Origin of the sequence: Bacillus cereus group sp. MYBK195-1 (assembly GCF_051916605.1) — a bacterium.
Taxonomy (GTDB): domain Bacteria; phylum Bacillota; class Bacilli; order Bacillales; family Bacillaceae_G; genus Bacillus_A; species Bacillus_A cereus.
Genome location: NZ_JBQAGZ010000001.1, coordinates 1,038,510 through 1,064,069 on the forward strand (window position 1 = coordinate 1,038,510; position 25,560 = coordinate 1,064,069).

Genomic DNA, 25,560 nt, shown 5'->3' on the forward strand with positions numbered 1-25,560 from the left:
GTTAAAAGGAGGAACACAATGGAATACGTAATTGAGATGAATAACATTACGAAAGTATTCCCAGGCATTGTAGCGAATGATGATATTACGCTGCAAGTAAAGCAGGGTGAGATACATGCTTTACTTGGAGAAAATGGTGCAGGGAAATCCACATTGATGAATGTACTATTTGGTTTGTACCAACCAGAGCAGGGTGAAATTAAAATTAAAGGTAAACCTGTAAAAATCACAAATCCGAATATAGCAAATGACCTTGGTATTGGAATGGTCCATCAACACTTTATGCTTGTTCATAATTTTACAGTTACAGAGAATATTATTCTCGGAAATGAACCGAAGAAAAAAGGGAAAATTGCTGTTGAGGAAGCTGCTAAAGAAATTCAAAAACTGTCTGAACAATACGGTTTATCTGTAGATCCATATGCGAAAATACAGGATATTTCAGTTGGTATGCAGCAGCGTGTTGAGATTTTGAAAACTCTTTACCGCGGTGCAGAAATTTTAATATTTGATGAACCAACAGCTGTGTTAACACCGCAAGAAATTCATGAGCTAATTCAAATTATGAAAAAGCTTGTGCAAGAAGGAAAATCTATTGTTCTTATTACACATAAGTTGAAAGAAATTATGGAAGTTTGCGATCGTTGTACGATTATTCGTAAAGGAAAAGGGATTGGAACGGTTGACGTTGCAAATACGGATGAAAATAAACTTGCAGAATTAATGGTCGGACGTCAAGTGAATTTTAAAACAGAAAAAATAGACGCGAAGCCAAAAGAAGAGGTACTTTCAATTGCAAACCTTGTTGTTCACGATGCACGTCAACTACCTGCTGTAAAAGGCCTTGACTTAACTGTTCGTGCGGGGGAAATTGTTGGGATTGCAGGGATTGATGGAAACGGACAAAGTGAATTAATAGAAGCAATTACTGGTTTACGAAAAGTTGAGTCAGGTTCTATTGCAATTAAAGGAAAAGAAATAACAAATTGGCCTGTTAGAAGAATAACAGAAGAAGGAATTGGTCATATTCCAGAAGATCGTCATAAACACGGACTCGTTCTTGATTTTTCTGTTAGAGATAATATAGTTCTGCAAACGTATTATAAAAATCCATTTTCAAAGAAAGGGATTTTAAATTTCAGCAAAATTACAGAAAAAGCAAAGGCTCTTATTGAACAGTTTGATGTGCGTACACCTGGTGAGCAAACGTTAGCACGCGCTCTATCTGGGGGGAATCAACAAAAAGCAATTATTGCACGTGAAGTAGACCGAAATCCAGATTTATTAATTGCGGCACAGCCAACACGTGGTTTAGATGTAGGAGCAATTGAATTTATTCATAAGAGATTAATAGAGCAAAGGGATAAAGGAAAAGGTGTATTACTTTTATCATTAGAGTTAGATGAAATCTTAAATGTTAGCGATCGAATTGCTGTTATTTATGAAGGGGAAATTGTAGCAATAGTTGATGCGAAAGAAACGAATGAACAACAGCTTGGATTGTTAATGGCTGGAGGAACAAAGAAGGAGCAGGTGGGTACAAATGGCTAAAAAGCTTTTAAAAGAACGAACGATAAATATTTTAGTCCCAGTACTATCCGTTATTTTCGGCTTACTTGTAGGAGCGATTGTAATGCTAGTTAGTGGCTATGATCCAATTGTTGGTTATAGTGCACTTTGGACAGGAATGTTCGGCAGCGCAAGTGCGATTGGTGAAACGCTTCGTACAATGATACCGCTTATTCTTGCTGGCTTATCGGTGGCGTTTGCATTTCGTACAGGTTTATTTAATATCGGGGTAGAGGGTCAATTGTTAGTTGGTTGGCTTGCAGCGGTTTGGTTCGGTTATGCAGTCTCACTACCAGCTTTCCTTCATATTCCATTATCTATTTTATTTGCAGCATTGGTGGGCGGAATTTGGGGCTTCATTCCGGGATATTTAAAAGGGAAGTTTCAAGTGAATGAAGTTATTGTAACTATTATGATGAACTATATCGCGTTGTATGTAACGTATGACATCATTAAGCGTTTCTTACATGCGGGTAATGACAAAACGTATGATATTAAAGAGAGTGCGTCACTATCTTCAGACTGGCTTGCTTCTATTACTGATGGTTCACGTCTACACTGGGGAATTATTGTAGCAATTTTAATCGCTATTTTAATGTGGTTCTTATTAGATCGAACAACTTTAGGTTACGAATTAAAGTCAGTAGGATTTAATCAGCATGCTTCTCAATATGCAGGTATGAAAGTTTCTCGTAATGTAGTATTCTCCATGACAATTGCTGGTGCATTTGCGGGGATTGGTGGAGCGATGGAAGGATTAGGGACATTCCAGAGTATGACAGCGATGTCTTCGTTTACAGGAGTAGGATTTGATGGGATTGCCGTAGCATTACTTGGAGGGAATAATCCGTTTGGTATAATCCTTTCAGCTTTATTATTTGGTGGTTTGAAAAGTGCTTCCCCTCAAATGAACTTTGAGGCAGATGTACCGTCAGAGCTTATTAATGTAATTATTGCATGTATCATCTTCTTTGTTGCATGTAGTTATGTGTTAAGATGGGCGCTTACACGCATGAGCAAGGAGGGGAAATAAATGAGCTTTTTAGATATATTAGCCATTCTTGTGACGGGTACGTTATATACATCGGCACCTATCATTTTCACAGCACTAGGTGGTGTATTTAGTGAACGATCGGGTGTTGTAAATATCGGATTAGAAGGACTAATGCTATTTGGTGCATTTATTGGAGTCGTTACAAACTTATTAATGGGTGATACTTGGGGAACGATGACTCCGTGGATTGCGTTACTATTTGCGGCAATTGGTAGTGGATTATTTGCATTACTTCATGCGGTAGCTTCTATTACATTCCGAGCAGATCAAGTTGTAAGTGGTGTAGCCATTAACTTCTTATCTCTTGGTTTAACAGTATTTGCAATTAAGAAGATTTTTGATAAAGGGCAGACTGACTTTATTCAGTATCGTATTGAAAAGATTGATATTCCAGGCCTTTCGGATATTCCGGTTTTAGGGAAAATATTTTTCTCAAACGTACCAATAACGTCATATATTGCCATTATTTTAGCATTCGTTGTTTGGTATGTTATTTATAAAACACCGTTCGGTCTTCGTCTACGTGCTGTTGGTGAACACCCAATGGCAGCGGATACGATGGGGATTAACGTATATAAAATGCGCTATATTGGAGTCTGTATTTCAGGAGTGTTTGCTGGAATTGGTGGAGCGATTTTTGCAATGTCAATTTCTAATAACTTCTCAGGGGCAACTATTACAGGACAAGGTTTCTTAGCTTTAGCTGCTATGATTTTTGGAAAGTGGAATCCACTAGGCGCACTAGGTGCAGCTCTATTCTTTGGTTTTGCGCAATCTCTAAGTGTAACAGGCGGAACAATCCCTGTATTAGATCAAATTCCAAGTGTTTTATTAACGATATTACCATATATATTCACAATATTAGCGCTTGTTGGTTTTGTAGGTCGTTCTGAAGCTCCGAAAGCTTTAGGAACTCCTTATGAAAAAGGAAAACGATAAGTATTTTATAAGTATAAAAAAGCTCGCACATTAGTGTGGGCTTTTTTACATAGAATATATTTAATACGGAATTTTACTATGTTCCTTACATATTAAAGTTTTTAGAAAGAATCATATGTAAGCATAATAAGGGAGAAAAGTTGATTTTTTATTTCTAAAAACTGTATATTGAAGAGGAATATTCCTATATACGTAAAGGAGGGCTATAAATGAAACTAATGGAACAACAACTACATGAGTTAGGTGGTTTGCGCGTACATATTATTCCGACTGATAAATATAAAACGAATACCTTTGTATTTCGTTTTAAAGCGCCTTTAAATGAGGAGACGGTGACAGAGCGTGCCCTATTGCCATACGTATTGCAAAGTGCGACAGAAAAATTACCTTCTGTAATTCGTCTTCGTCAATATTTAGAAGAATTATACGGATCTTCTTTAGCGGTAGATGTAAGTAAAAAAGGGGAAGACCATATTATCTCCATTTATGTAGACATTGCAAATGAAGTTTATTTACATGATGCACCACCGTTATTTGAAAAAGCGCTTTCTATGTTGTCAGATATTGTGTTACATCCAGCAACGGAGGGGAACGGTTTCCTATCTTCTATCGTAGAAAGTGAAAAAAGAGCACTGTTACAGAGAATTGAAGCTACTTATGATGATAAAATGCGTTATGCAAACGAGCGTTTAATTGAAGAAATGTGCAAAGTAGAACCGTATCGTTTAAGTGCAAATGGAAAAAAAGAGAGTGTTATGTCTATTACAAATGAAAGTTTGTATCAATATTATCAAAAGGTGTTAGCGGAAGATGAAATGGATCTATATATTATTGGTGATATTTCAGAAAACGCCGTTGATCTTGTAAGTAAGTATTTTTCTATTTCAACTCGTCCAGTGAGAGAAAGAAATGTACTCCTTCATAGACGAAATAATGAAGAAAAAGAAGTTGTTGAAAAACAAGAATTAAAACAAAGTAAATTACACATCGGTTATCGTACATTTGTCACATATAAAGATGAAGATTATTTTGCATTGCAATTGTTCAATGGATTGTTTGGTGGCTTTTCTCATTCGAAGTTATTCGTAAATGTGCGTGAAAAAAATAGTTTAGCGTACTATGCAGCATCGCGCTTTGAAAGTCATAAAGGTTTATTATTTGTTATGTCAGGAATCGAAGCGAAAAATTATGAAAAAGCAGTTGAGATTATTAAAGAACAAATGCTTGCGATGCAAAACGGAGAGTTTTCTGAAGAAGAAATACATCAAACAAAAAGTGTCATCCAAAATCAAATATTAGAGGCAATTGATACACCACGTGGCTTTGTAGAAATGCTATATCATGGTATTATTTCAGATCGTACACGTCCAGTTGAAGAATGGCTTACAGGTATAGAAAGTGTGACGAAAGAAGAAATTGTAAAAGTTGCTAAAAATATTGAACTAGATACAATTTACTTTTTACAAGGAACGGAGGGAGAGTAAATGGAGAAAATTGTTTATGAGCAATTAAAAGAAACACTCTATTATGAAAAACTTCCTAATGGATTAGATGTATATGTTTTACCGAAACAAGGATTTAATAAAACATTTGCGACGTTTACGACGAAATATGGTTCTGTAGATAATACATTTGTACCATTAGGGAAAGAGGAAATGATTCGTGTGCCTGATGGAATTGCACATTTTCTTGAGCATAAATTATTTGAAAAAGAAGATCACGATGCTTTCCAATTGTTTAGTAAACAAGGAGCATCGGCAAATGCTTTTACATCCTTTACACGAACAGCTTACCTTTTTTCATGTACTTCAAACGTAGAACAAAATTTAAATACATTGCTAAACTTCGTGCAAGAGCCTTATTTCTCTGAAAAAACGGTTGAAAAAGAGAAGGGGATAATTGGGCAAGAAATTCAAATGTATCAAGATAACCCAGATTGGCGTTTGTACTTCGGGTTAATTGATAGCTTGTTTGTAAAACACCCAATTAAAATTGATATTGCAGGGACAATCGAATCTATTAGTAAAATTACGAAAGATTTATTGTATGAATGTTATGAAACATTTTATCATCCGAGCAATATGTTATTATTTGTTGTGGGTGCAATTGATCCAGAGGAAACAATGGATTTAGTACGTGAAAATCAAGCGAAAAAAGATTATAAAAACCAGCCAGAAATTGTGCGTTCATTTGAAGAAGAACCAAATGAGGTAAATGAAAAGAAAAAAATTATTTCAATGCCTGTGCAAACGCCGAAATGTTTAGTTGGTATTAAAGCGACTAATTTAAAGGAAAAGGGGCAAGCGCTTTTAAAACAAGAAATTGCGCTTACGTTACTTTTAGATTATTTATTTGGGAAAAGTTCTGTTCATTACGAAGCTTTATATAATGAAGGGCTTATTGATGATTCATTCTCGTATGACTATACAGAAGAAAATAACTTCGGTTTTGCAATGGTTGGCGGTGATACGAAACAACCTGATGAATTGGCAAATCGTTTAAAAGATATTTTATTAAAAACAGATTATGATCAATTAGATGCGGCGGCATTAGAACGAGTGAAGAAAAAGAAAATTGGTGGTTTTTTACGCTCGTTGAATTCACCAGAATATATTGCAAATCAATTTACACGATACGCGTTTAATGAATCTAGCCTATTTGACGCATTGACTGTATTAGAAGGACTAACCGTTCAAGACTTACAAGAAGTAGCGAAATTATTGTTATCAGAAGACAAAATGAGTATTTGTCAGGTGTTACCGAAAAAATAAAATTAAAAAGATACCCTCATCTTATCATTGGAAAATTGTAAGATGAGGGTATTATTTAGTTATGTGAAAATTGAACTTGTAGAGATAAGAGAGGGACTTTATGAAAAAGTATGCGTTAGTAACTGGAGGGAGCGGAGGAATTGGCTCTGCTATTTCGAAACAATTAATTCAAGATGGATATACAGTTTATGTTCATTACAATAACAGTGAAGAAAAGGTATTGGAATTGCAGAAGGCATGGGGAGAAGTTATCCCTGTTCAAGCGAATTTAGCTTCTAGTGATGGAGCAGAGCAATTGTGGGGACAAATTGAACATCCTATTGATGTTATTGTATACGCAGCTGGGAAGAGTATTTTTGGACTAGTAACAGATGTAACAAACGATGAATTGGATTATATGGTAGAACTTCAAGTGAAGAACGTATATAAATTACTTTCTATGGCACTTCCGCCTATGATCGGGAGAAGAAGTGGTAATATTGTAATTGTTTCATCTATATGGGGACAAATAGGGGCTTCTTGTGAAGTGCTTTATTCAATGGTAAAAGGGGCACAAAATTCATATGTGAAAGCTTTAGCGAAAGAAGTTTCTTTAAGTGGATTACGTGTGAATGCAGTAGCACCAGGAGCAATTGAAACGGAAATGTTAAGTGTTTTTTCTGAAGAAGATAAAATGGGAATTGCTGAAGATATACCATTAGGTAGAATAGGATTACCAGAAGAAGTAGCGAAAACAGTTTCATTCCTCGTATCACCAGGAGCGTCTTACATAACTGGACAAATTATCGGAGTGAATGGCGGTTGGCACTGCTAAAAAAATTCTTACATAAAAAATGAATAGTTGCACAAATTAAGGATGATTTTATTACTCAATAGTGAGGTGCTTAATTATGTCAGTATTAGATAATTTTGATCAGTGGAAGAGCTTTTTAGGAGAACGTTTAGAGCAAGCGCAAGACAAAGGTTTAGATGGCGGTGCGGTATCAGATATGGCGTTTCGTGTTGGCGACTATCTTGCTAATGAGGTAGAAGGACGCAATGACCAAGAGAAATTATTAGCTGAGCTTTGGAAAGTTGCTGATGAACAGGAGCAACATACAATTGCAAATTTAATGGTTAAGTTCGTACAACATAAGTAAAAGTAGAGAGGAGATTCTCCTCTCTACTTTTTTTGTATAATAATTACACAGGGTAGATTATACATTTAGCTTCCCTATTAAGGTGAAATCATATAATATAGTACGTAGGTGTAAAGTAAGCAAGGGGAGTGATCTTGGATGATTGAATGGTATTTTGAATATGAAATACATAAAAACCGACCTGGCTTGCTTGGTGACGTTTCTTCGTTAATCGGTATGCTCGGCATTAATATTGTCACAATTAATGGTGTAGATAATGCACGACGTGGGTTACTTCTTATGTGTGATAATCAAGAGCAAATCTCTAGACTTGAATCAATTTTAAATACGATGGATAACATAACGGTAACGAAATATCGTCCGCCCAAGCTAAGAGATAAGCTAGCGGTTAGACATGGTAGGTACATACAACGAGATGCAGATGATAAGAAAACATTTCGATTTGTGCGTGATGAATTAGGCTTACTTGTAGACTTTATGGCAGAAATTATGAAAAAAGAAGGCCATAAACTAATTGGGATACGCGGAATGCCTCGTGTCGGAAAAACAGAATCCATTGTTGCTGCAAGTGTTTGTGCAAATAAAAGGTGGTTATTTGTATCATCTACTCTTATTAAACAAACTGTTCGTAGTCAATTAATTGAAGATGAGTATAGCGATGACAATATTTTCATCCTAGATGGAATTGTGTCAACGAAGCGTGCTAACGAAAGACATTGGCAGCTCGTTCGTGAAATTATGAGATTGCCTGCAACGAAAGTTGTGGAACATCCTGATGTATTTGTGAGTCAGTCAGAATACACATTGGATGATTTTGATTATATTATCGAGTTGCGTAACGATTATGATGAAGAAATTCAATATAATTTAGTAGATGAAATTGAGCAAGGTACGCAAAATAATTTCTCTATGTTTGACTTTTAAAGAAATATTGAGGTGTTAGTAGTGACGGAATTGGGACAAAAGCTGAAAGAAGCAAGAGAAGCGAAAGGCTTGTCTATTGATCAGCTGCATGAGATTACAAAAATTCAAAAACGCCATTTAGTGGCAATTGAAGAAGGCAATTATGATGTATTGCCAGGAGCTTTTTATGCGCGTGCATTCATTAAACAATACGCAGATGCGGTTGGATTAAATGGAGAGGAACTGCTCGTAGAACATCAGAGTACGATACCACAATCTGAAAAGCGTGAAGTTCCACAAGTATCAACGGGACAAAAAACACAAGAAACAATGCAAAAATCTTCATCATGGCCAATTGCAGATCACATGCCGAAAATCTTAGTTGCGCTGTTAGTAATCGCAGTTGGAGTGGTAATCTGGTTTGTGTTTCAAGCGTTAACTGGAAAAGATGATGAAAAAGTTCCGAGTGCTCAAAGTGAGAAAATTGAAGTTCAAAAAGCGAAAGATTCTCCGTTAGATACGAAGAAAGATGAAGTGAAAGCGGAAGAGCCAAAAAAAGAGGAACCAAAGAAAGAAGAACCAAAGAAAGAGGAGCAACCAGCACAACCAACTGGACAGCAAGAAGTGAAAGTAGTTGGAACAACTGGAAAAGTATCTACTTTGGAAATTCATAATAATAAAACATTAGAACTGGAATTATCGGGTAAAGGTGCGAGTTATGTAGATGTTAAAGATGATGCTGGGAATGTGATTCTAAACGCTACAGTACAAGAGGGCCAAATAGAAAAACGTGATGTATCAACATTAAAAGAAGTGCGACTTAATATTGGAAATGCAACGAATGTTGAAGTTAAACTGAATGGCCAAGTGGTCGCTTATCCATTGGATCCAGAAAAAGAACTTCACCAAAGATTGGTGATAAAAAACCAAGGGATAGAGCAACCTGCACAATAACAGTCATCGCTTCGATGACTTTTTTTCGATGAACAAATGTTTTTGATATGATGGAGGAATAGCTGTGAATTTACCAAATAAAATTACAATATCTAGAATCTTCTTAATTCCAATTTTTATGGTAATTATGTTAGCACCCTTTGATTGGGGTTCATACAAAATTGGTGATGTTGATTTACCGATTCAACATTTAGTGGGGGCACTTATCTTTATCATTGCTTCAGCTACAGATTGGATTGATGGACATTACGCAAGAAAATATAATCTTGTAACGAATTTAGGGAAGTTTCTTGACCCGTTAGCTGATAAATTACTTGTTTCGGCAGCACTTATTACATTGGTAGAGATGCAATATGTACCGGCTTGGATTGTTATTGTAATTATCAGTCGTGAGTTTGCGGTAACTGGTTTACGTCTTGTACTTGCTGGAACAGGGGAAGTAGTTGCAGCAAACCAGCTAGGAAAAATTAAGACATGGACACAAATTATTGCGATTGCAGCATATTTATTACACGATGTACCTTTAAATTTAATCCATATTCCAGTTGCGGATATCTTCATATGGATTGCATTAATCTTTACTGTTATTTCAGGATGGGATTATTTCTGGAAAAATAGAGCTGCTTTTGTAAACTCAAAATAGAAGTTTATGGGGGAATTGGGATGAATGCTGAGATTATTGCGGTTGGAACTGAATTATTACTTGGACAAATTGCAAATACAAATGCCCAGTTTTTATCTGAAAAGTTAGCTTCAATCGGAATTAACGTGTACTATCATACTGTTGTTGGTGATAATAATAAGCGATTGCAAAAGGCGATTGAAGCTGCGGAAGAACGTGCTGATATACTTATTTTTACAGGTGGATTAGGACCGACAAAAGATGATTTAACGAAAGAAACGATAGCTGCTAGTTTAGATGAAGAGCTTGTGTATGATGAAAAGGCATTAGCCTTAATAAGTAATTACTTTAAGCGTACAGGCCGTGAATTTACGGAGAATAATAAAAAGCAAGCGCTCGTTTTAAATGGAGCAACAGTATTTGCAAATGATCACGGTATGGCGCCGGGTATGGGGGTAAATAAGAACGGAAAAGTTTATATTTTATTACCAGGGCCGCCAAAAGAAATGAAACCAATGTATGTAAGTTACGTAGAGCCTTTTTTACGTAATTTTACAACAGGAGAAAACATTTATTCTCGTGTGCTTCGTTTCTTCGGTATTGGGGAGTCCCAATTAGAGGTGAAAGTTCAAGATTTAATTGATGGACAAACAAACCCAACAATTGCCCCGTTAGCAAATGATGGAGAAGTGACATTACGTTTAACCGCTAAGCATCAAAATGTTAGCGAAGCGGAGAAACTAATTCAACATGTGGAAGATTTGATTTTAGAAAGAGTAGGAGAATTTTTCTACGGATATGACCAAGAATTTTTGCATTATAAGGCAATCGAGTTATTGAAGAGAAAAGGGTTAACTTTAGCGTGTGCAGAAAGTTTAACAGGTGGTCTTTTTGGAAATCAAGTAACTGAAAACGCTGGTGTTTCTTCTGTGTTTAAAGGCGGTGTCATTTGTTATCATAATGATGTGAAGCAATCTGTTTTACGTGTGCCTGAAGAAGTGTTGCATACTGATGGTGCAGTTAGTAAAGAATGTGCTCGTTATCTTGCTGAAAATGTTAAGGATGTACTAAAAGCGGATATTGGAATTAGTTTCACTGGGGTAGCAGGGCCAGATGCTTCAGAACAGAAAGAACCAGGAACAGTATTTGTTGGGCTTTCGATTAAGGATGAACCAACTGTAGTCTTTTCTCTTAATTTAAGCGGAAGTCGTCAACAAATTAGAGAACGAACAGCAAAATATGGATTTTATCATTTATATAAAAAGCTAGAAGAGATATAAGTTTCTTCTAGTTTTTTTACGGTTAAATTTAGATGTTATTTGATAGAAAATAAAAAAATCGAATAAATGTTCGATTTTTGTTGGCAAATTGAATTGAAAATAGGTATAATAAGATTAGCAATTCAGTTAAGGAGGAATTTTGAATGAGTGATCGTCAAGCAGCGTTAGATATGGCGTTAAAACAAATAGAGAAGCAATTCGGTAAAGGTTCAATTATGAAATTAGGAGAACAAGCGGAGCGTAGAGTTTCTACGGTTTCTAGTGGTTCTTTAGCACTTGATGTGGCACTAGGGGTAGGCGGATATCCACGTGGCCGTATTATCGAAATTTACGGACCTGAAAGTTCAGGTAAAACGACAGTTTCATTACATGCAATTGCAGAAGTACAACGTCAAGGTGGACAAGCAGCATTCATTGATGCGGAGCACGCAATGGATCCTGTATATGCACAAAAATTAGGCGTTAACATAGATGAATTACTATTATCACAGCCTGATACAGGGGAGCAAGGATTGGAAATCGCGGAAGCACTTGTACGAAGTGGTGCGGTTGACATTATCGTAATTGACTCTGTAGCAGCTCTTGTACCGAAAGCAGAGATTGAAGGCGATATGGGTGACTCACACGTAGGTTTACAAGCACGTTTAATGTCACAAGCACTTCGTAAGCTTTCAGGAGCAATTAACAAATCAAAAACAATTGCAATCTTTATTAACCAAATTCGTGAAAAAGTTGGGGTTATGTTCGGAAACCCAGAAACAACTCCAGGTGGTCGTGCGTTGAAATTCTATTCAACTGTCCGTCTTGAAGTGCGTCGTGCGGAGCAATTAAAGCAAGGTAACGACATCGTTGGTAATAAAACAAAAGTAAAAGTAGTGAAAAATAAAGTAGCACCACCATTCCGTGTTGCGGAAGTTGATATTATGTACGGAGAAGGTATTTCAAGAGAAGGTGAAATCTTGGATATGGCTTCTGAGCTTGATATCGTTCAAAAGAGCGGTGCTTGGTATTCTTATAATGAAGAACGCCTAGGACAAGGTCGTGAAAATTCGAAGCAGTTCTTAAAAGAAAATACAGATTTAAGAGAAGAAATTGCCTTCTTTATTCGTGAGCATCACGGAATTAGTGAAGATTCTGGTGCTGAGGGCGCAGAAGATTCAACTCTTCTTGATTAAAAAAATAAAAGACACGGTCTCGTGTCTTTTATTTTTTTATCTACTATTAAGGAGCATAATACTATAGATAAAAATATTTTTTGACTTCAAATGGGTTGTGTAAAGAAGGATATGTAAATATTTTAAGTAAAGAAATGGGAATTACTAAGGTTTTCCAGTATAATAGGCTCCTTACTTTTCAAATTTAGGTCACATTCAAGGCTGAAGGTAAAGAAAGTAAAAGTAGACAACGCTTGACAATGAAAATTACGATAGATACAATGAGAATGTATATTTTTTCTTATATACGATATACTCTTCTCAAGAAGAGAAGTAATATTCGGAGTAAGGTTTAAATCTTACCGAAATAATAATATGACATTTTAATTGTGAAATGAAGAAAGTCCCTTAAAAAAGCGGGACGACGGTCTTTGCTGTATGTTGTAATTCAATGTACATGCCGACAGTCTTTTTTCATTCATAGCAAGGGGAGGTGAAATCATGAGTAGTACAGTTTGGATACTCATCTCCATTTTGCTTGCAACAACAGTCGGTGCAGTTGTTGGCTTTTTTGTTCGAAAGTCTATTGCTGAAGCGAAGATTAATGGTGCGGCTAATGAAGCAAAACGTATTCTAGACGAAGCGAATCGTGAGGCTGAAGCACTTAAGAAAGAAGCGCTTTTAGAAGCAAAGGATGAAATTCATACACTTCGTACAGAAGCTGAATTAGAAATTCGTGACCGTAGAAGCGAATTACAAAAACAAGAAAATCGTTTAATGCAAAAAGAAGAGAACCTTGATCGTAAAGACGAAACGCTCGATAAACGCGAGCAACAGTTAGAGAAGAAAGAGGAATCTCTTGTAGCGAGACAACAACAGATTGAAGAGTTGGAAAGCAAAGTGGGAGAGTTAGTTCAAAAGCAACAAACAGAATTAGAGCGCATTTCCAATCTGACACGCGAACAAGCGAAAGCAATTATTCTTGGTAAAGTAGAAAATGAAGTTTCTCATGAAATCGCTGTTATGGTAAAAGAAAGTGAAGTTCGCGCGAAAGAAGAAGCGGATAAGAAAGCAAAAGAGATTTTATCTCTTGCAATGCAAAGATGTGCAGCTGATCATGTTGCTGAAACAACCGTTTCGGTTGTAAATCTTCCAAATGACGAAATGAAGGGACGTATTATCGGGCGTGAAGGTCGTAATATTCGTACGTTAGAAACGTTAACGGGTATTGACTTAATTATCGATGATACACCAGAGGCGGTAATCCTTTCTGGATTCGACCCAATTCGTCGTGAAACAGCTCGTATCGCTCTTGATAAACTAGTACAGGACGGACGTATTCACCCAGCGCGTATTGAAGAGATGGTCGAAAAATCAAGACGTGAAGTGGACGAGTATATTCGCGAAGTCGGAGAGCAAACAACGTTTGAAGTGGGTGTTCATGGATTACATCCAGATTTAATTAAAATTTTAGGTCGTTTAAAATACCGTACAAGTTATGGTCAAAACGTCTTAAAACACTCTATGGAAGTTGCATATTTAACTGGACTTATGGCGGCAGAGCTTGGCGAGGATGAAAAACTAGCAAGACGTGCAGGTCTATTACATGATATCGGAAAAGCGATTGACCATGAAGTAGAAGGAAGCCACGTTGAAATTGGTGTTGAACTTGCAACGAAATATAAAGAGCATCCTGTAGTTATAAACAGTATCGCATCTCACCATGGTGACACAGAACCAACTTCTATCATTGCAGTTTTAGTTGCAGCAGCAGATGCTTTATCAGCTGCAAGACCGGGAGCTCGTAGTGAAACACTTGAAAACTATATTCGTCGTCTTGAAAAGTTAGAAGAGATTTCAGAGTCTTATGAAGGCGTTGAAAAATCATTTGCAATTCAAGCAGGACGTGAAGTTCGTATTTTGGTAAAACCAGATACAATCGATGACTTAGAAGCTCATCGTTTAGCTCGTGATATCCGAAAACGTATTGAAAATGAACTGGATTACCCAGGGCATATTAAAGTAACTGTTATTCGTGAAACACGTGCAGTGGAATACGCAAAATAAAGTGGTGAAACACCACTTTATTTTTTTGTGTTGGAATTGGATAAAATAAAGACAGTTAGTTATATAGCATAAAAGTGAAACAAACTTATAATAAAGATATTATAAGGAATTTACTTGATGCTATAGCAATAAAAAATGCAGTACATAGAAAGGGTAAGACATATGAGAATATTATTTGTTGGGGATGTAGTAGGATCTCCTGGTAGAGGTATGATTCAACAATACGTACCGGCATTAAAGAAAAAATATACACCTACAGTAACAATCATTAATGGAGAAAATGCAGCAGGTGGCCGTGGGATTACAGAAAAAATATATCGAAACTTTTTAGAGTGTGGGGCGCAGGCAGTTACACTTGGAAACCACGCTTGGGATAATCGTGAAGTATTTGAATTCATCGATGATGCAAAATATCTTGCAAGACCAGCTAACTTCCCAGAAGGAACTCCAGGAAAAGGACTTATCTTTGTGAACTGTAATGGAACAGAAGTTGCAATTATTAATTTACAAGGACGTACTTTCCTTCCTCCAATTGATTGTCCATTCCGTAAAGTGGATGAATTAATTAATATTGCGAAAAAACGTACGAATATTATATTTGTTGATTTCCATGCGGAGACTACAAGTGAAAAACAAGCGCTAGGTTGGTATGTAGATGGACGTGCTACAGCAGTAGTAGGTACGCATACGCATGTCCCTACAGCGGATAACCGTATTTTACCAAGCGGAACGGCATACATTACAGATGTTGGGATGACAGGGCCGTATGACGGAATATTAGGTATGGACAGAGAAGCAGTATTGAAGAAGTTTTTAACAAACTTACCAGTACGATTTGAAGTAACAAATGGTAGAACGCAATTAAGTGCAGTGTTAATTGATGTGGATCCAAATACAGGAAAAGCAAAGAAAATTGAACGTATTTTAATTAATGATGATCAACCATTTTTTGAGTAAATTTTCGTTAAATTTTAGATAAGTTATTATATTTTAATTTTTTAGAAAAATTACGAAAATTTAGCAGGAATACGCGCCATTCCTCGTGAATATAAGTTAAAGTGAAATAATTGCTAATACTTTTTAAAGAAACGAGGAGGAAACGCGGAATGGAAATATTAAAAGTTAAAGCAACGTCGGTCCCTAATTCTGTAGCTGGTGCACTTGCAGGTGTTATTCGCGAACGCGGAACAGCAGAAATTCAAGCTATTGGTGCAGGTGCATTGAACCAAGCTGTAAAGGCAGTAGCAATCGCAAGAGGATTTGTAGCGCCTAGTGGTTTGGACCTGATTTGTATCCCAGCGTTTACAGATATTATGATTGATGGCGAAGAGCGTACAGCAATAAAATTAATTGTAGAACCTCGTTAAGTTTAAACAACCTGTTTGCAGTATGCAAACAGGTTGTTTTTATAATGGAGGAATGAAAATGAAAATTTTTGATGCTCATTGTGACGTGCTTCTTCAGTTATGGAGTGCACAAGGGAAAAGGGATTTTAAAGATGATTCACAATTACATATTACATTTGAACAGTTAAAGAGAAGAAAAGGAAGTATACAATGTTTTGCTATATATGTACCAGAAACAGTGGCATATGAAAACCGATTTGAAGTAGCATTACAAATGGTAGATATTTTTTATAATGAGATTTTATCCCTACCAGGTGTGAAGTTTATTCAGACAAAAGATGATATTAACATATTAAAACAGGACGAGATTGGAGCGATATTAACAATAGAAGGATGCGAAACAATTGGAAAAGATGCAATGAAATTACGGTTGTTGTATCGCCTAGGAGTACGTTCTTTTGGACTAACATGGAATTATGCCAATCTCTTAGCTGATGGTGCGCTAGAGACACGTGGGGCGGGTTTAACGACTTTTGGTAAACATGTTGTACAAGAACTGAATACGTTACATGTATGGACTGATGTGTCTCATTTGAATGAAAGAAGTTTTTGGGATGTTATAGAGATTGCAAAAAATCCTATTGCTTCCCACTCAAATTGTATGAAACTTTGCGAGCACCCACGTAATTTAAACGATGAACAACTTAAAGCTCTTATAAAGCGAAATGGCATGATTGGTGTCACTTTTGTACCGCAGTTTCTAACAAATGAAAAACAAGCGAATGTAGCAGATATAGTAAGACATATCGAATATATTTGTTCATTAGGTGGAGAGCGCAATATAGGATTTGGTTCCGATTTTGATGGGATTTTAGAAACAGTTGTAAATGTATCAGCGTATCGAGATTATGAAAATGTAATGAATGAGCTTTGTAAACACTATGCTGCATCTACTGTAGAACGATTTTTATATGATAATTTTGTAGAACATATGAGTTTTTAAATCCCGATTTAAAATTCAGAAAAATTAAAATTAATTCATTTGATTTTATTGCTTTTTTTAAGACCTAATACTAGAATGAAAAACAAAATAGCTTTATACTAAAGATTCAGGGAAATCAGAAGAGGCATAATTTGCGTCCGTTGTAGTTTATTTGCATAAAAAATGCTAAACTATTACTGTAAAAAAATACACTACAATGAATGCAGCCAAAAGGGGTGTAGGAGATGATTAGTCAACTTTCATGGAAAGTTGGAGGCCAACAAGGTGAAGGAATTGAAAGTACAGGAGAAATCTTCTGTATTGCATTAAACCGATTAGGATATTACCTATACGGTTACCGCCACTTCTCATCACGTATAAAAGGCGGCCATACAAATAATAAAATTCGTGTAAGTACAACAGAAGTACGAGCGATCTCAGATGATTTAGATATTTTAATTGCTTTTGACCAAGAAACAATTGATTTTAATTTCCACGAACTACGTCCAGGTGGAATTGTAGTTGCGGATGCGAAATTTAATCCAACAATACCTGACAATACAGATGTAAATCTATATGTGATACCGTTTACAGATATTGCTTCAGAATTAGGCACATCATTAATGAAAAACATGGTTGCTGTTGGAGCATCAAGTGCAGTATTAGGATTAGATGAAACAGCTTATTTAGATGTTGTTGAAGAAATCTTTGGTCGTAAAGGAGAGCAAGTCGTTCAAAAGAATATGGACGCAATTAAACGCGGCTCTCAATATATGAAAGAATTACTAGGTGAGAAAGTAAACATGATGCAGCTTGAAAAAGCTGATGGTAAAAAACGCATGTTTATGATTGGAAACGATGCAATCGCATTTGGTGCGGTAGCTGGTGGTGCTCGTTTTATGTCAGCATACCCAATCACACCTGCATCAGAAATTATGGAATACTTAATTAAAAAATTACCGAAAGTCGGCGGAACAGTAATCCAAACTGAGGATGAAATCGCAGCTTGTACAATGGCAATCGGTGCAAACTATGCTGGTGTTCGTACATTAACGGCATCTGCTGGTCCTGGTCTTTCATTAATGATGGAAGCAATCGGTTTAGCGGGTATTACAGAAACCCCATTAGTAATTGTTGATACACAACGTGGCGGCCCAAGTACAGGATTACCAACGAAACAAGAACAGTCTGACTTAATGGCGATGATTTACGGTACGCATGGTGAAATTCCAAAAATCGTAATGGCGCCAAGTACAGTTGAAGAAGCTTTCTATGACATTGTAGAAGCATTTAACTTATCTGAAGAATATCAAGTTCCTGTTATTTTCTTAACAGATTTACAGCTTTCGTTAGGAAAACAAACAGTAGAACCACTTAAATTAGATAAAGTGGAAATTCGTCGTGGTAAGCTTGATTTAGAAGCAGAATTACCAGAACGTGAAAATAAAGCATACTTCAAGCGTTATGAAGTAACAGAAGACGGCGTTTCACCACGTGTTTTACCTGGTATGAAAAATGGTGTTCACCATGTTACAGGTGTAGAACATGATGAAACTGGAAAACCGTCGGAATCAGCAATAAACCGTAAAGATCAAATGGACAAACGTTTCCGTAAAATGGAGAACTTGAAGTTTAATACCCCTGTTTATAAAAATGTTAAGCATGAAGAAGCAGACGTATTGCTTGTTGGATTTAACTCAACTCGTGGTGCGATCGAAGAGGCAATGACGCGTTTAGAACAAGAGGGTATGAAAGTAAACCATGCTCATGTGCGTTTAATTCACCCGTTCCCAACAGCTGAAATCGATCCACTTGTGAAAAAGGCGAAGCGTGTTGTAGTAGTAGAAAACAATGCAACAGGTCAGCTTGCTAACATTATGAAAATGAATCTTGGTAATGGTGAGAAAATTTCTAGTCTTTTAAAATATGATGGAAACCCATTCTTGCCGAAAGAGATTTACAACGAATGCAAAAAAGGGGTTGTATTAAATGGCAACATTTAAGGACTTTCGTAACAGTGTAAAGCCAAACTGGTGCCCAGGTTGCGGAGACTTCTCAGTGCAAGCTGCAATTCAACGTGCGGCAGCTAACGTTGGCCTAAATCCAGATGAACTTGCTGTTATTTCTGGTATCGGCTGTTCAGGCCGTATTTCAGGTTATATTAATTCATATGGTGTGCATAGTATTCATGGTCGTGCCCTTCCGATTGCACAAGGTGTGAAAATGGCAAATCGTGATTTAACAGTTATCGCTTCAGGTGGTGACGGTGATGGATTTGCGATTGGTATGGGACATACAATCCATTCTATTCGTCGTAATATCGACATTACGTACATCGTAATGGATAACCAAATTTATGGATTAACAAAAGGGCAAACTTCACCACGTAGTGAAGCTGGATTTAAAACGAAAAGCACACCACAAGGTTCAATTGAACCATCACTAAATGTAATGGAAATGGCCTTAACAGCTGGTGCGACATTTGTGGCGCAAAGCTTTTCGAGTGATTTAAAAGAATTAACACAAATTATTGAAGCTGGTATTAACCATAAAGGATTTTCATTAATTAACGTATTTAGCCCATGTGTTACTTACAATAAAGTAAATACTTACGATTGGTTTAAAGAGAATTTAACGAAACTAAGCACAGTAGAGGGATATGATCCATCTAATCGCATGATGGCTATGCAAACTTTAATGGAAAATAACGGTTTAGTAACAGGGTTAATTTATCAAAATACTAAGCAACCATCATATCAAGAACTTGTTAAAGGCTATAGTGAAGAGCCTTTAGTGAAATCTGATTTAAATATGGATCAGAAAATGTTTGATGAGCTTGTTGCTGAATTTATGTAATGTAAGAAGAGGAGGTTGCCGATTTGGTAACCTTTTTTTATGTACAAAAATATAGGGTAGTCTTATTTACTTAGAAAATTCAGAATGATAAAATAATATATAAATCGTTGTATGAAAATGGCAAGTTCATTGCTTATGAAATGTAAGATAATAAAGGGCCTCTTTATTGTTAAAATTGGCGAAATACATCATACTATGGTAATGTTTATAGGGATAAAGCAATATGCTTTTTGGTAGGACAACAAGAAATGATAAAAAGGGAATGTCTATTTGCGTGGGGAAGACTTCATTCTTATGAATGATTAGATTGATTACTCAAGTTTCAAAGGACAAGTTATCTCTCAAGCTATCTAACCATTTTTGAGGTGAGTCTAGGCGCATTAAAATGGACTATAGAGTATGTATAGTTAAGGGTGAAAGGAGATTACCGATGAACGAGCAACAACGATTAGCAAGTCAACAAGCAAATTCCTCTACGAAAAAAGAAGAGAAAGATTATAGTAAATACTTTGAAAGTGTATATCAACCACCTTCCTTAAAGGATGCGAAAAAGCGCGGGAAAGAAGAAGTTAAAATTGAACGGGATTTTGGCTTACCTGAAGAGTTTCGCAATTTTGGTACAGGAAGAAAGTTCTATATTCGTACATATGGTTGTCAAATGAATGAGCATGATACGGAAGTAATGGCAGGCATTTTCACCGCACTTGGATATGAACCAACTTTTTCAACTGAGGATGCAGATGTAGTTTTATTAAACACTTGTGCAATTCGTGAAAATGCTGAAAATAAGGTGTTTGGTGAGCTAGGCCATTTAAAGTCACTCAAACGAAGAAATCCAGACCTTTTAATTGGTGTATGTGGTTGTATGTCTCAAGAGGAATCTGTTGTAAATAAAATTATGCAAAAAAATCAGCATGTAGATATGGTATTTGGAACGCATAATATTCATAGATTACCGTACATTCTAAAAGATGCGATGTTCTCGAAAGAGACGGTAGTTGAAGTATGGTCAAAAGAAGGTGACGTAATTGAAAACCTTCCGAAAGTACGTCGTGGTGAAATTAAAGCTTGGGTAAATATTATGTATGGCTGTGATAAATTCTGTACGTATTGTATTGTACCGTATACACGCGGAAAAGAGCGAAGTAGACGTCCAGAAGATATTATCCAAGAGATTCGTCATTTAGCTGCAAATGGTTATAAAGAAATTACTTTACTTGGTCAAAACGTAAATGCATATGGTAAAGACTTTGAAGATATAGAATACGGTCTTGGCGATTTAATGGACGAACTTCGTAAAGTTGATATTGCCCGTATTCGTTTTACAACGAGCCATCCACGTGATTTCGATGATCACTTAATTGAAGTGCTTGGCAAAGGTGGCAACCTAGTAGAACATATCCATTTACCAGTTCAATCTGGAAGTACGGATATGCTGAAAATTATGGCACGTAAATATTCGCGTGAGCATTATTTAGAACTTGTAAGAAAAATTAAAGAAGCAATTCCAGATGCAGTATTAACAACAGATATTATCGTTGGTTTTCCAAATGAAACAGATGAGCAATTTGAAGAAACGATGTCGTTATATCGTGAAGTAGGGTTTGATACTGCCTTTACATTCATTTACTCTCCTCGCGAAGGTACACCAGCTGCAAAAATGAAAGATAATGTACCGATGGAAGTAAAGAAAGAACGTCTTCAACGCTTAAATACACTAGTAAATACGTTGGCAATTGAAAAGAATAGTCGTTACAAAGGTCAAATTGTAGAAGTGTTAGTTGATGGGGAAAGTAAAAATAATCCGGAAGTACTTGCAGGTTATACTCGTACGAATAAACTTGTAAACTTCGTCGCTTCAAAATCTTTAATTGGACAGCTTGTGAAAGTAAAAATAACGGAAGCAAAAACTTGGTCTCTTAACGGGGAATTAGTTGAAGAGCCGATTGAGGTGAAATAATAGATGAAAGTATATTCGAAAGATGACATTGTTGAACAAGCGAAAGAATTAGCAAAAATGATTTCTGAAACAGAAGAAGTTGATTTTTTTAAGAAAGCAGAGGCGCAAATTCATAAAAATGAAAATGTAAAGCGCGCAATCGATGAAATTAAAGCACTGCAAAAACAAGCAGTAAACTTGCAACATTACGGGAAATGGGAAGCTTTAAAAAAGGTAGAAGCTGAAATTGATGCATTGCAAGATAAGTTAGACAGTATTCCAGTCGTACAACAATTTAAATCTTCACAAACATACGTAAATGACTTATTACAGTTAGTTGCTAGTACAATTTCTAACAACGTAACAGATGAAATATTAATTTCAACTGGTGGCGATGTACTAAAGGGTGAAACTGGCGCAGCGGTAGAAAGTAAAAAAGGAAATTGTGGTTGTTAAAGAGATGTCATATTGACATCTCTTTTTTTTTTGGGATTAAACGTAAGTTCTTCTCAAAAAAAGAATGACACATTCCGCTATTGTCACGCATATGATTAAGTGAATAGTGATTGAGGAGGGTTACGAATGTCCGAATTTAGAGAGATTATTACAAAAGCAGTGGTTGGAAAAGGACGTAAGTATACAAAGTCAACGCATACATGTGAATCGAATAATGAGCCAACAAGTATTTTAGGGTGCTGGGTAATTAACCACTCGTACGAAGCAAGAAAGAATGGAAAACATGTGGAAATTGAAGGTTTCTATGATGTGAACACTTGGTATTCATTTGATGGAAATACAAAGACTGAAGTTGTAACAGAACGTGTGAACTATACGGACGAAGTAAGTATTGGTTATCGTGATAAAAACTTTTCTGGTGACGATTTAGAAATTATTGCTCGTGTTATTCAGCCGCCAAATTGTTTAGAAGCACTTGTATCACCAAATGGTAATAAAATTGTTGTAACTGTAGAACGTGAATTTGTAACAGAAGTAGTTGGAGAAACGAAAATTTGTGTAAGTGTAAATCCTGAAGGCTGCGTAGAATCAGATGATGATTTCCAAATTGCTGATGATGAATTTGAAGAATTAGATCCGAACTTTATCGTTGATGCAGAAGAAGAGTAATAGAAAGCTAGGGAGAAGTTCTTCCTAGCTTTTTACTTTACATAAGTGGCGCTGAATGAACATGATTCTTTATGAAATATGTTATAATGAAGAAAGACTCCTGAAATAGGAGATAAGAGTGTCCGTGAAATGCGACATATATGAAAATAGATTATCATGTAAGAATTATGGAGGAAAAGTATGACTCAATATACGCCTATGATACAGCAATATTTAAAGGTTAAGGCAGATTATCAAGATGCCTTTTTATTTTTTCGCTTAGGCGATTTTTATGAAATGTTCTTTGAGGATGCTGTAAAAGCAGCTCATGAACTTGAAATTACATTAACGAGCCGAGATGGCGGTAGTAGTGAACGTATACCAATGTGCGGTGTACCGTATCATGCGGCTAAAAACTATATTGAACAACTTGTTGAAAAAGGATATAAAGTAGCTGTTTGTGAGCAAGTAGAAGATCCGAAAACAGCTAAAGGTGTAGTACGTCGTGAAGTAGTACAATTAATTACGCCAGGAACGATGATGGAAGGGCGTACAATTGATGAGAAAGAAAATAACTTCTTAGCCGCATTAACACATTTTGAAGATGGATCGTATGCATTAGCTTGTAACGACTTAACGACTGGACAAAATACAGTAACGTTATTGACTGGTTCAGTAGAAGATATTTTATTAGAAGTGTATGCAACTGGTTCGAAAGAAATTGTTGTTGATTCTTCATTTTCTAAAGATGAACTAAACAAGTTAACTGAAACATTGAAAATGACGATTTCGTATGAAGATGCAACGGCAATTCCGGAAGGATTAGAACATCTTGTGAAAAATGTTTCACAAGCAAAATTAATTAAAGCAGTTGGACGCTTATTTAACTATGTAATAAGAACACAAAAACGTTCTTTAGATCATTTGCAACCAGTAGAAATTTATTATACGAATCAATTTATGAAAATTGATGTACATTCAAAGCGGAATTTAGAACTGACAGAAACACTTCGAACGAAAGAGAAAACAGGATCACTATTATGGTTATTGGATAAGACGAAAACAGCTATGGGTGGTCGTATGTTAAAACAGTGGATGGAACGTCCACTTATACAGAAAGAAAGAATTGAAGAGCGTTTAGAAATGGTTGAAACGTTTGTAAATGATTACTTCTTACGTGAAGATTTAAAAGAAAAGTTAAAAGAAGTATATGATTTAGAACGCTTAGCAGGAAAAGTTGCATTTGGTAACGTAAATGCAAGAGACTTATTACAATTAAGACGTTCATTGCTGCAAGTACCAGCTATTTTAGAAGCAATTAGTTTGTTAGATAACGCTTATGCATCGAGATTAATTCAAGGTGCAGATCCATGTGAAAGCTTAACAGAATTACTAGGAAGAAGTATTCAAGAAAACCCACCGCTTTCGATTAAAGATGGAGATATTATTAAAGATGGTTATAATGACAAGCTTGATCAATATCGTTACGTTAGTAAAAACGGGAAAACGTGGATTGCTGAGCTTGAAAAAAGAGAACGTGATATTACCGGAATTAAATCATTAAAAATCGGATACAACCGTATTTTCGGTTACTACATTGAAGTAACGAAAGCGAATCTTGCAGCACTTCCAGAAGGTCGCTATGAGCGTAAACAGACGCTTGCTAATGCTGAACGTTTCATTACAGATGAACTGAAAGAAAAAGAAACGTTAATCTTAGAAGCTGAAGAAAAAATTGTACAGCTAGAATACGATTTATTTACAGCACTTCGTGAAGAAGTAAAAGTATTTATTCCGAAATTACAACATTTAGCGAAAGTAATTAGTGAATTAGACGTACTGCAAAGTTTTGCGACAGTTAGTGAAGAAGAACAGTTTGTAAAACCTGTACTGACAACGAAGCGCGAAATCTTTATTAAAGATGGTCGTCATCCTGTTGTTGAAAAAGTATTGAACGGGAAATTGTATGTACCGAATGATTGTATTATGCCAGAGAATATGGATGTCTTTTTAATTACAGGTCCGAACATGTCTGGTAAAAGTACGTATATGAGACAATTAGCACTTGTAACGGTTATGTCGCAAATCGGTTGTTTCGTACCAGCAACAGAAGCAGTATTACCTGTATTTGACCAAATCTTTACGAGAATTGGTGCAGCGGATGATTTAATTTCAGGTCAAAGTACATTTATGGTCGAAATGTTAGAAGCGAAAAATGCAATTGCAAACGCATCAGAAAGAAGTTTAATTTTATTCGATGAAATTGGACGCGGTACATCTACGTATGATGGTATGGCACTTGCACAAGCGATTATTGAACATATTCATGACCAAATTGGTGCAAAAACGTTATTCTCTACGCATTATCACGAATTGACGGTGTTAGAAGAGAGTTTAGATCAACTGAAAAATGTACACGTTTCAGCAATTGAAGAGAATGGAAAAGTAGTATTCCTTCATAAAATTCAAGATGGAGCAGCTGATAAAAGTTACGGAATTCACGTTGCGCAACTTGCGGAGCTTCCAGATAGCCTAATCGCTCGTGCGAAAGAAGTGTTAGCACAGCTAGAAGGACAGGAAGAAATTATTATTCCAAAACGAGTAGAAGTAAAAGTACAAGAAGCTGCTCCAGAACCTGTAGTTGTAAAAGAGGAAATAGCAGAAATACAGGAAACGAAAGTAGAGACTGAAGAAGAATCGCAACTATCTTTCTTTGGAGGAGAACAGTCTTCGAAGAAACAAGAAAAGCCTCTGCTAGATCAAAAAGAAACAGCAGTACTGGCGCAAATTAAAAAAATCGATTTACTTGATATGACACCTTTAGAAGCGATGAACGAATTGTATCGCTTACAGAAAAAGTTAAAGAAAGGATGAGTAAGTA

The 25,560-nt window shown here is 36.1% G+C and carries 22 protein-coding genes; all 22 read left to right on the forward strand.

Annotated elements, in window-relative coordinates:
• Positions 1-18: 18 nt before the first annotated feature.
• The gene (locus ACTFRY_RS05635; RefSeq protein WP_000456913.1) at positions 19-1,551 is read left to right on the forward strand and encodes an ABC transporter ATP-binding protein; all 1,533 of its coding nucleotides are present in this window, start codon (positions 19-21) and stop codon (positions 1,549-1,551) included.
• The gene (locus tag ACTFRY_RS05640; RefSeq protein ID WP_098616340.1) at positions 1,544-2,602 is read left to right on the forward strand and encodes an ABC transporter permease; all 1,059 of its coding nucleotides are present in this window, start codon (positions 1,544-1,546) and stop codon (positions 2,600-2,602) included. Before ACTFRY_RS05635 ends, ACTFRY_RS05640 begins: the two co-directional genes overlap by 8 nt.
• The gene (locus tag ACTFRY_RS05645) at positions 2,603-3,562 is read left to right on the forward strand and encodes an ABC transporter permease (RefSeq protein WP_000008856.1); all 960 of its coding nucleotides are present in this window, start codon (positions 2,603-2,605) and stop codon (positions 3,560-3,562) included.
• 209 nt (positions 3,563-3,771) lie between these two features.
• Entirely contained in the window at positions 3,772-5,046 is a 1,275-nt protein-coding gene (gene yfmF / locus ACTFRY_RS05650) for an EF-P 5-aminopentanol modification-associated protein YfmF (protein WP_000772418.1), read from the forward strand.
• The gene (gene yfmH, locus ACTFRY_RS05655) at positions 5,047-6,333 is read left to right on the forward strand and encodes an EF-P 5-aminopentanol modification-associated protein YfmH (RefSeq protein ID WP_098616341.1); all 1,287 of its coding nucleotides are present in this window, start codon (positions 5,047-5,049) and stop codon (positions 6,331-6,333) included.
• 100 nt (positions 6,334-6,433) lie between these two features.
• The gene (gene ymfI / locus ACTFRY_RS05660) at positions 6,434-7,147 is read left to right on the forward strand and encodes an elongation factor P 5-aminopentanone reductase (protein ID WP_000759604.1); all 714 of its coding nucleotides are present in this window, start codon (positions 6,434-6,436) and stop codon (positions 7,145-7,147) included.
• A gap of 76 nt (positions 7,148-7,223) precedes the next feature.
• Entirely contained in the window at positions 7,224-7,472 is a 249-nt protein-coding gene (locus ACTFRY_RS05665; protein WP_000114450.1) for a DUF3243 domain-containing protein, read from the forward strand.
• Positions 7,473-7,610: 138 nt separating this feature from the next.
• Positions 7,611-8,396 (forward strand): DUF3388 domain-containing protein, encoded by a 786-nt coding sequence (locus ACTFRY_RS05670; RefSeq protein WP_000574107.1) that lies wholly within the window; start codon positions 7,611-7,613, stop codon positions 8,394-8,396.
• 21 nt (positions 8,397-8,417) lie between these two features.
• A complete protein-coding gene (locus tag ACTFRY_RS05675; protein ID WP_000137461.1) occupies positions 8,418-9,329 on the forward strand; it encodes a helix-turn-helix domain-containing protein in 912 nt (303 codons plus the stop codon).
• Between the two features lie 64 nt (positions 9,330-9,393).
• A complete protein-coding gene (gene pgsA, locus ACTFRY_RS05680; RefSeq protein WP_001052967.1) occupies positions 9,394-9,972 on the forward strand; it encodes a CDP-diacylglycerol--glycerol-3-phosphate 3-phosphatidyltransferase in 579 nt (192 codons plus the stop codon).
• 20 nt (positions 9,973-9,992) lie between these two features.
• Positions 9,993-11,231, forward strand: a complete 1,239-nt coding sequence (locus tag ACTFRY_RS05685; RefSeq protein WP_048656453.1) for a competence/damage-inducible protein A — start codon at positions 9,993-9,995, stop codon at positions 11,229-11,231.
• Between the two features lie 143 nt (positions 11,232-11,374).
• Positions 11,375-12,406, forward strand: coding sequence for a recombinase RecA (recA, locus tag ACTFRY_RS05690; protein WP_001283860.1), 1,032 nt, complete (start codon positions 11,375-11,377; stop codon positions 12,404-12,406).
• A 480-nt stretch (positions 12,407-12,886) separates the two neighbouring features.
• Entirely contained in the window at positions 12,887-14,452 is a 1,566-nt protein-coding gene (rny, locus tag ACTFRY_RS05695) for a ribonuclease Y (protein ID WP_000099770.1), read from the forward strand.
• Between the two features lie 162 nt (positions 14,453-14,614).
• Positions 14,615-15,409, forward strand: coding sequence for a TIGR00282 family metallophosphoesterase (locus ACTFRY_RS05700; protein WP_098616342.1), 795 nt, complete (start codon positions 14,615-14,617; stop codon positions 15,407-15,409).
• A gap of 149 nt (positions 15,410-15,558) precedes the next feature.
• A complete protein-coding gene (gene spoVS, locus ACTFRY_RS05705) occupies positions 15,559-15,819 on the forward strand; it encodes a stage V sporulation protein SpoVS (protein WP_000404341.1) in 261 nt (86 codons plus the stop codon).
• A 58-nt stretch (positions 15,820-15,877) separates the two neighbouring features.
• A complete protein-coding gene (locus tag ACTFRY_RS05710; RefSeq protein WP_025966586.1) occupies positions 15,878-16,801 on the forward strand; it encodes a dipeptidase in 924 nt (307 codons plus the stop codon).
• Between the two features lie 224 nt (positions 16,802-17,025).
• Positions 17,026-18,783, forward strand: a complete 1,758-nt coding sequence (locus tag ACTFRY_RS05715) for a 2-oxoacid:acceptor oxidoreductase subunit alpha (RefSeq protein ID WP_000625417.1) — start codon at positions 17,026-17,028, stop codon at positions 18,781-18,783.
• Positions 18,770-19,636: a 2-oxoacid:ferredoxin oxidoreductase subunit beta gene (locus ACTFRY_RS05720; protein ID WP_000190155.1), complete on the forward strand. Its 867-nt coding sequence runs from the start codon at positions 18,770-18,772 to the stop codon at positions 19,634-19,636. The genes ACTFRY_RS05715 and ACTFRY_RS05720 overlap by 14 nt, the downstream gene beginning before the upstream one ends.
• 430 nt (positions 19,637-20,066) lie before the next feature.
• Positions 20,067-21,596, forward strand: a complete 1,530-nt coding sequence (gene miaB / locus ACTFRY_RS05725; protein WP_098616343.1) for a tRNA (N6-isopentenyl adenosine(37)-C2)-methylthiotransferase MiaB — start codon at positions 20,067-20,069, stop codon at positions 21,594-21,596.
• 3 nt (positions 21,597-21,599) lie between these two features.
• Positions 21,600-22,031, forward strand: a complete 432-nt coding sequence (locus ACTFRY_RS05730) for a RicAFT regulatory complex protein RicA family protein (RefSeq protein ID WP_000870461.1) — start codon at positions 21,600-21,602, stop codon at positions 22,029-22,031.
• A 126-nt stretch (positions 22,032-22,157) separates the two neighbouring features.
• A complete protein-coding gene (cotE, locus tag ACTFRY_RS05735) occupies positions 22,158-22,700 on the forward strand; it encodes an outer spore coat protein CotE (RefSeq protein WP_001288799.1) in 543 nt (180 codons plus the stop codon).
• A 180-nt stretch (positions 22,701-22,880) separates the two neighbouring features.
• Positions 22,881-25,553 carry a DNA mismatch repair protein MutS gene (gene mutS / locus ACTFRY_RS05740; protein WP_000196027.1) on the forward strand — a complete coding sequence of 891 codons (2,673 nt, stop codon included), beginning with the start codon at positions 22,881-22,883 and terminating at the stop codon, positions 25,551-25,553.
• Positions 25,554-25,560 lie beyond the last annotated feature (7 nt).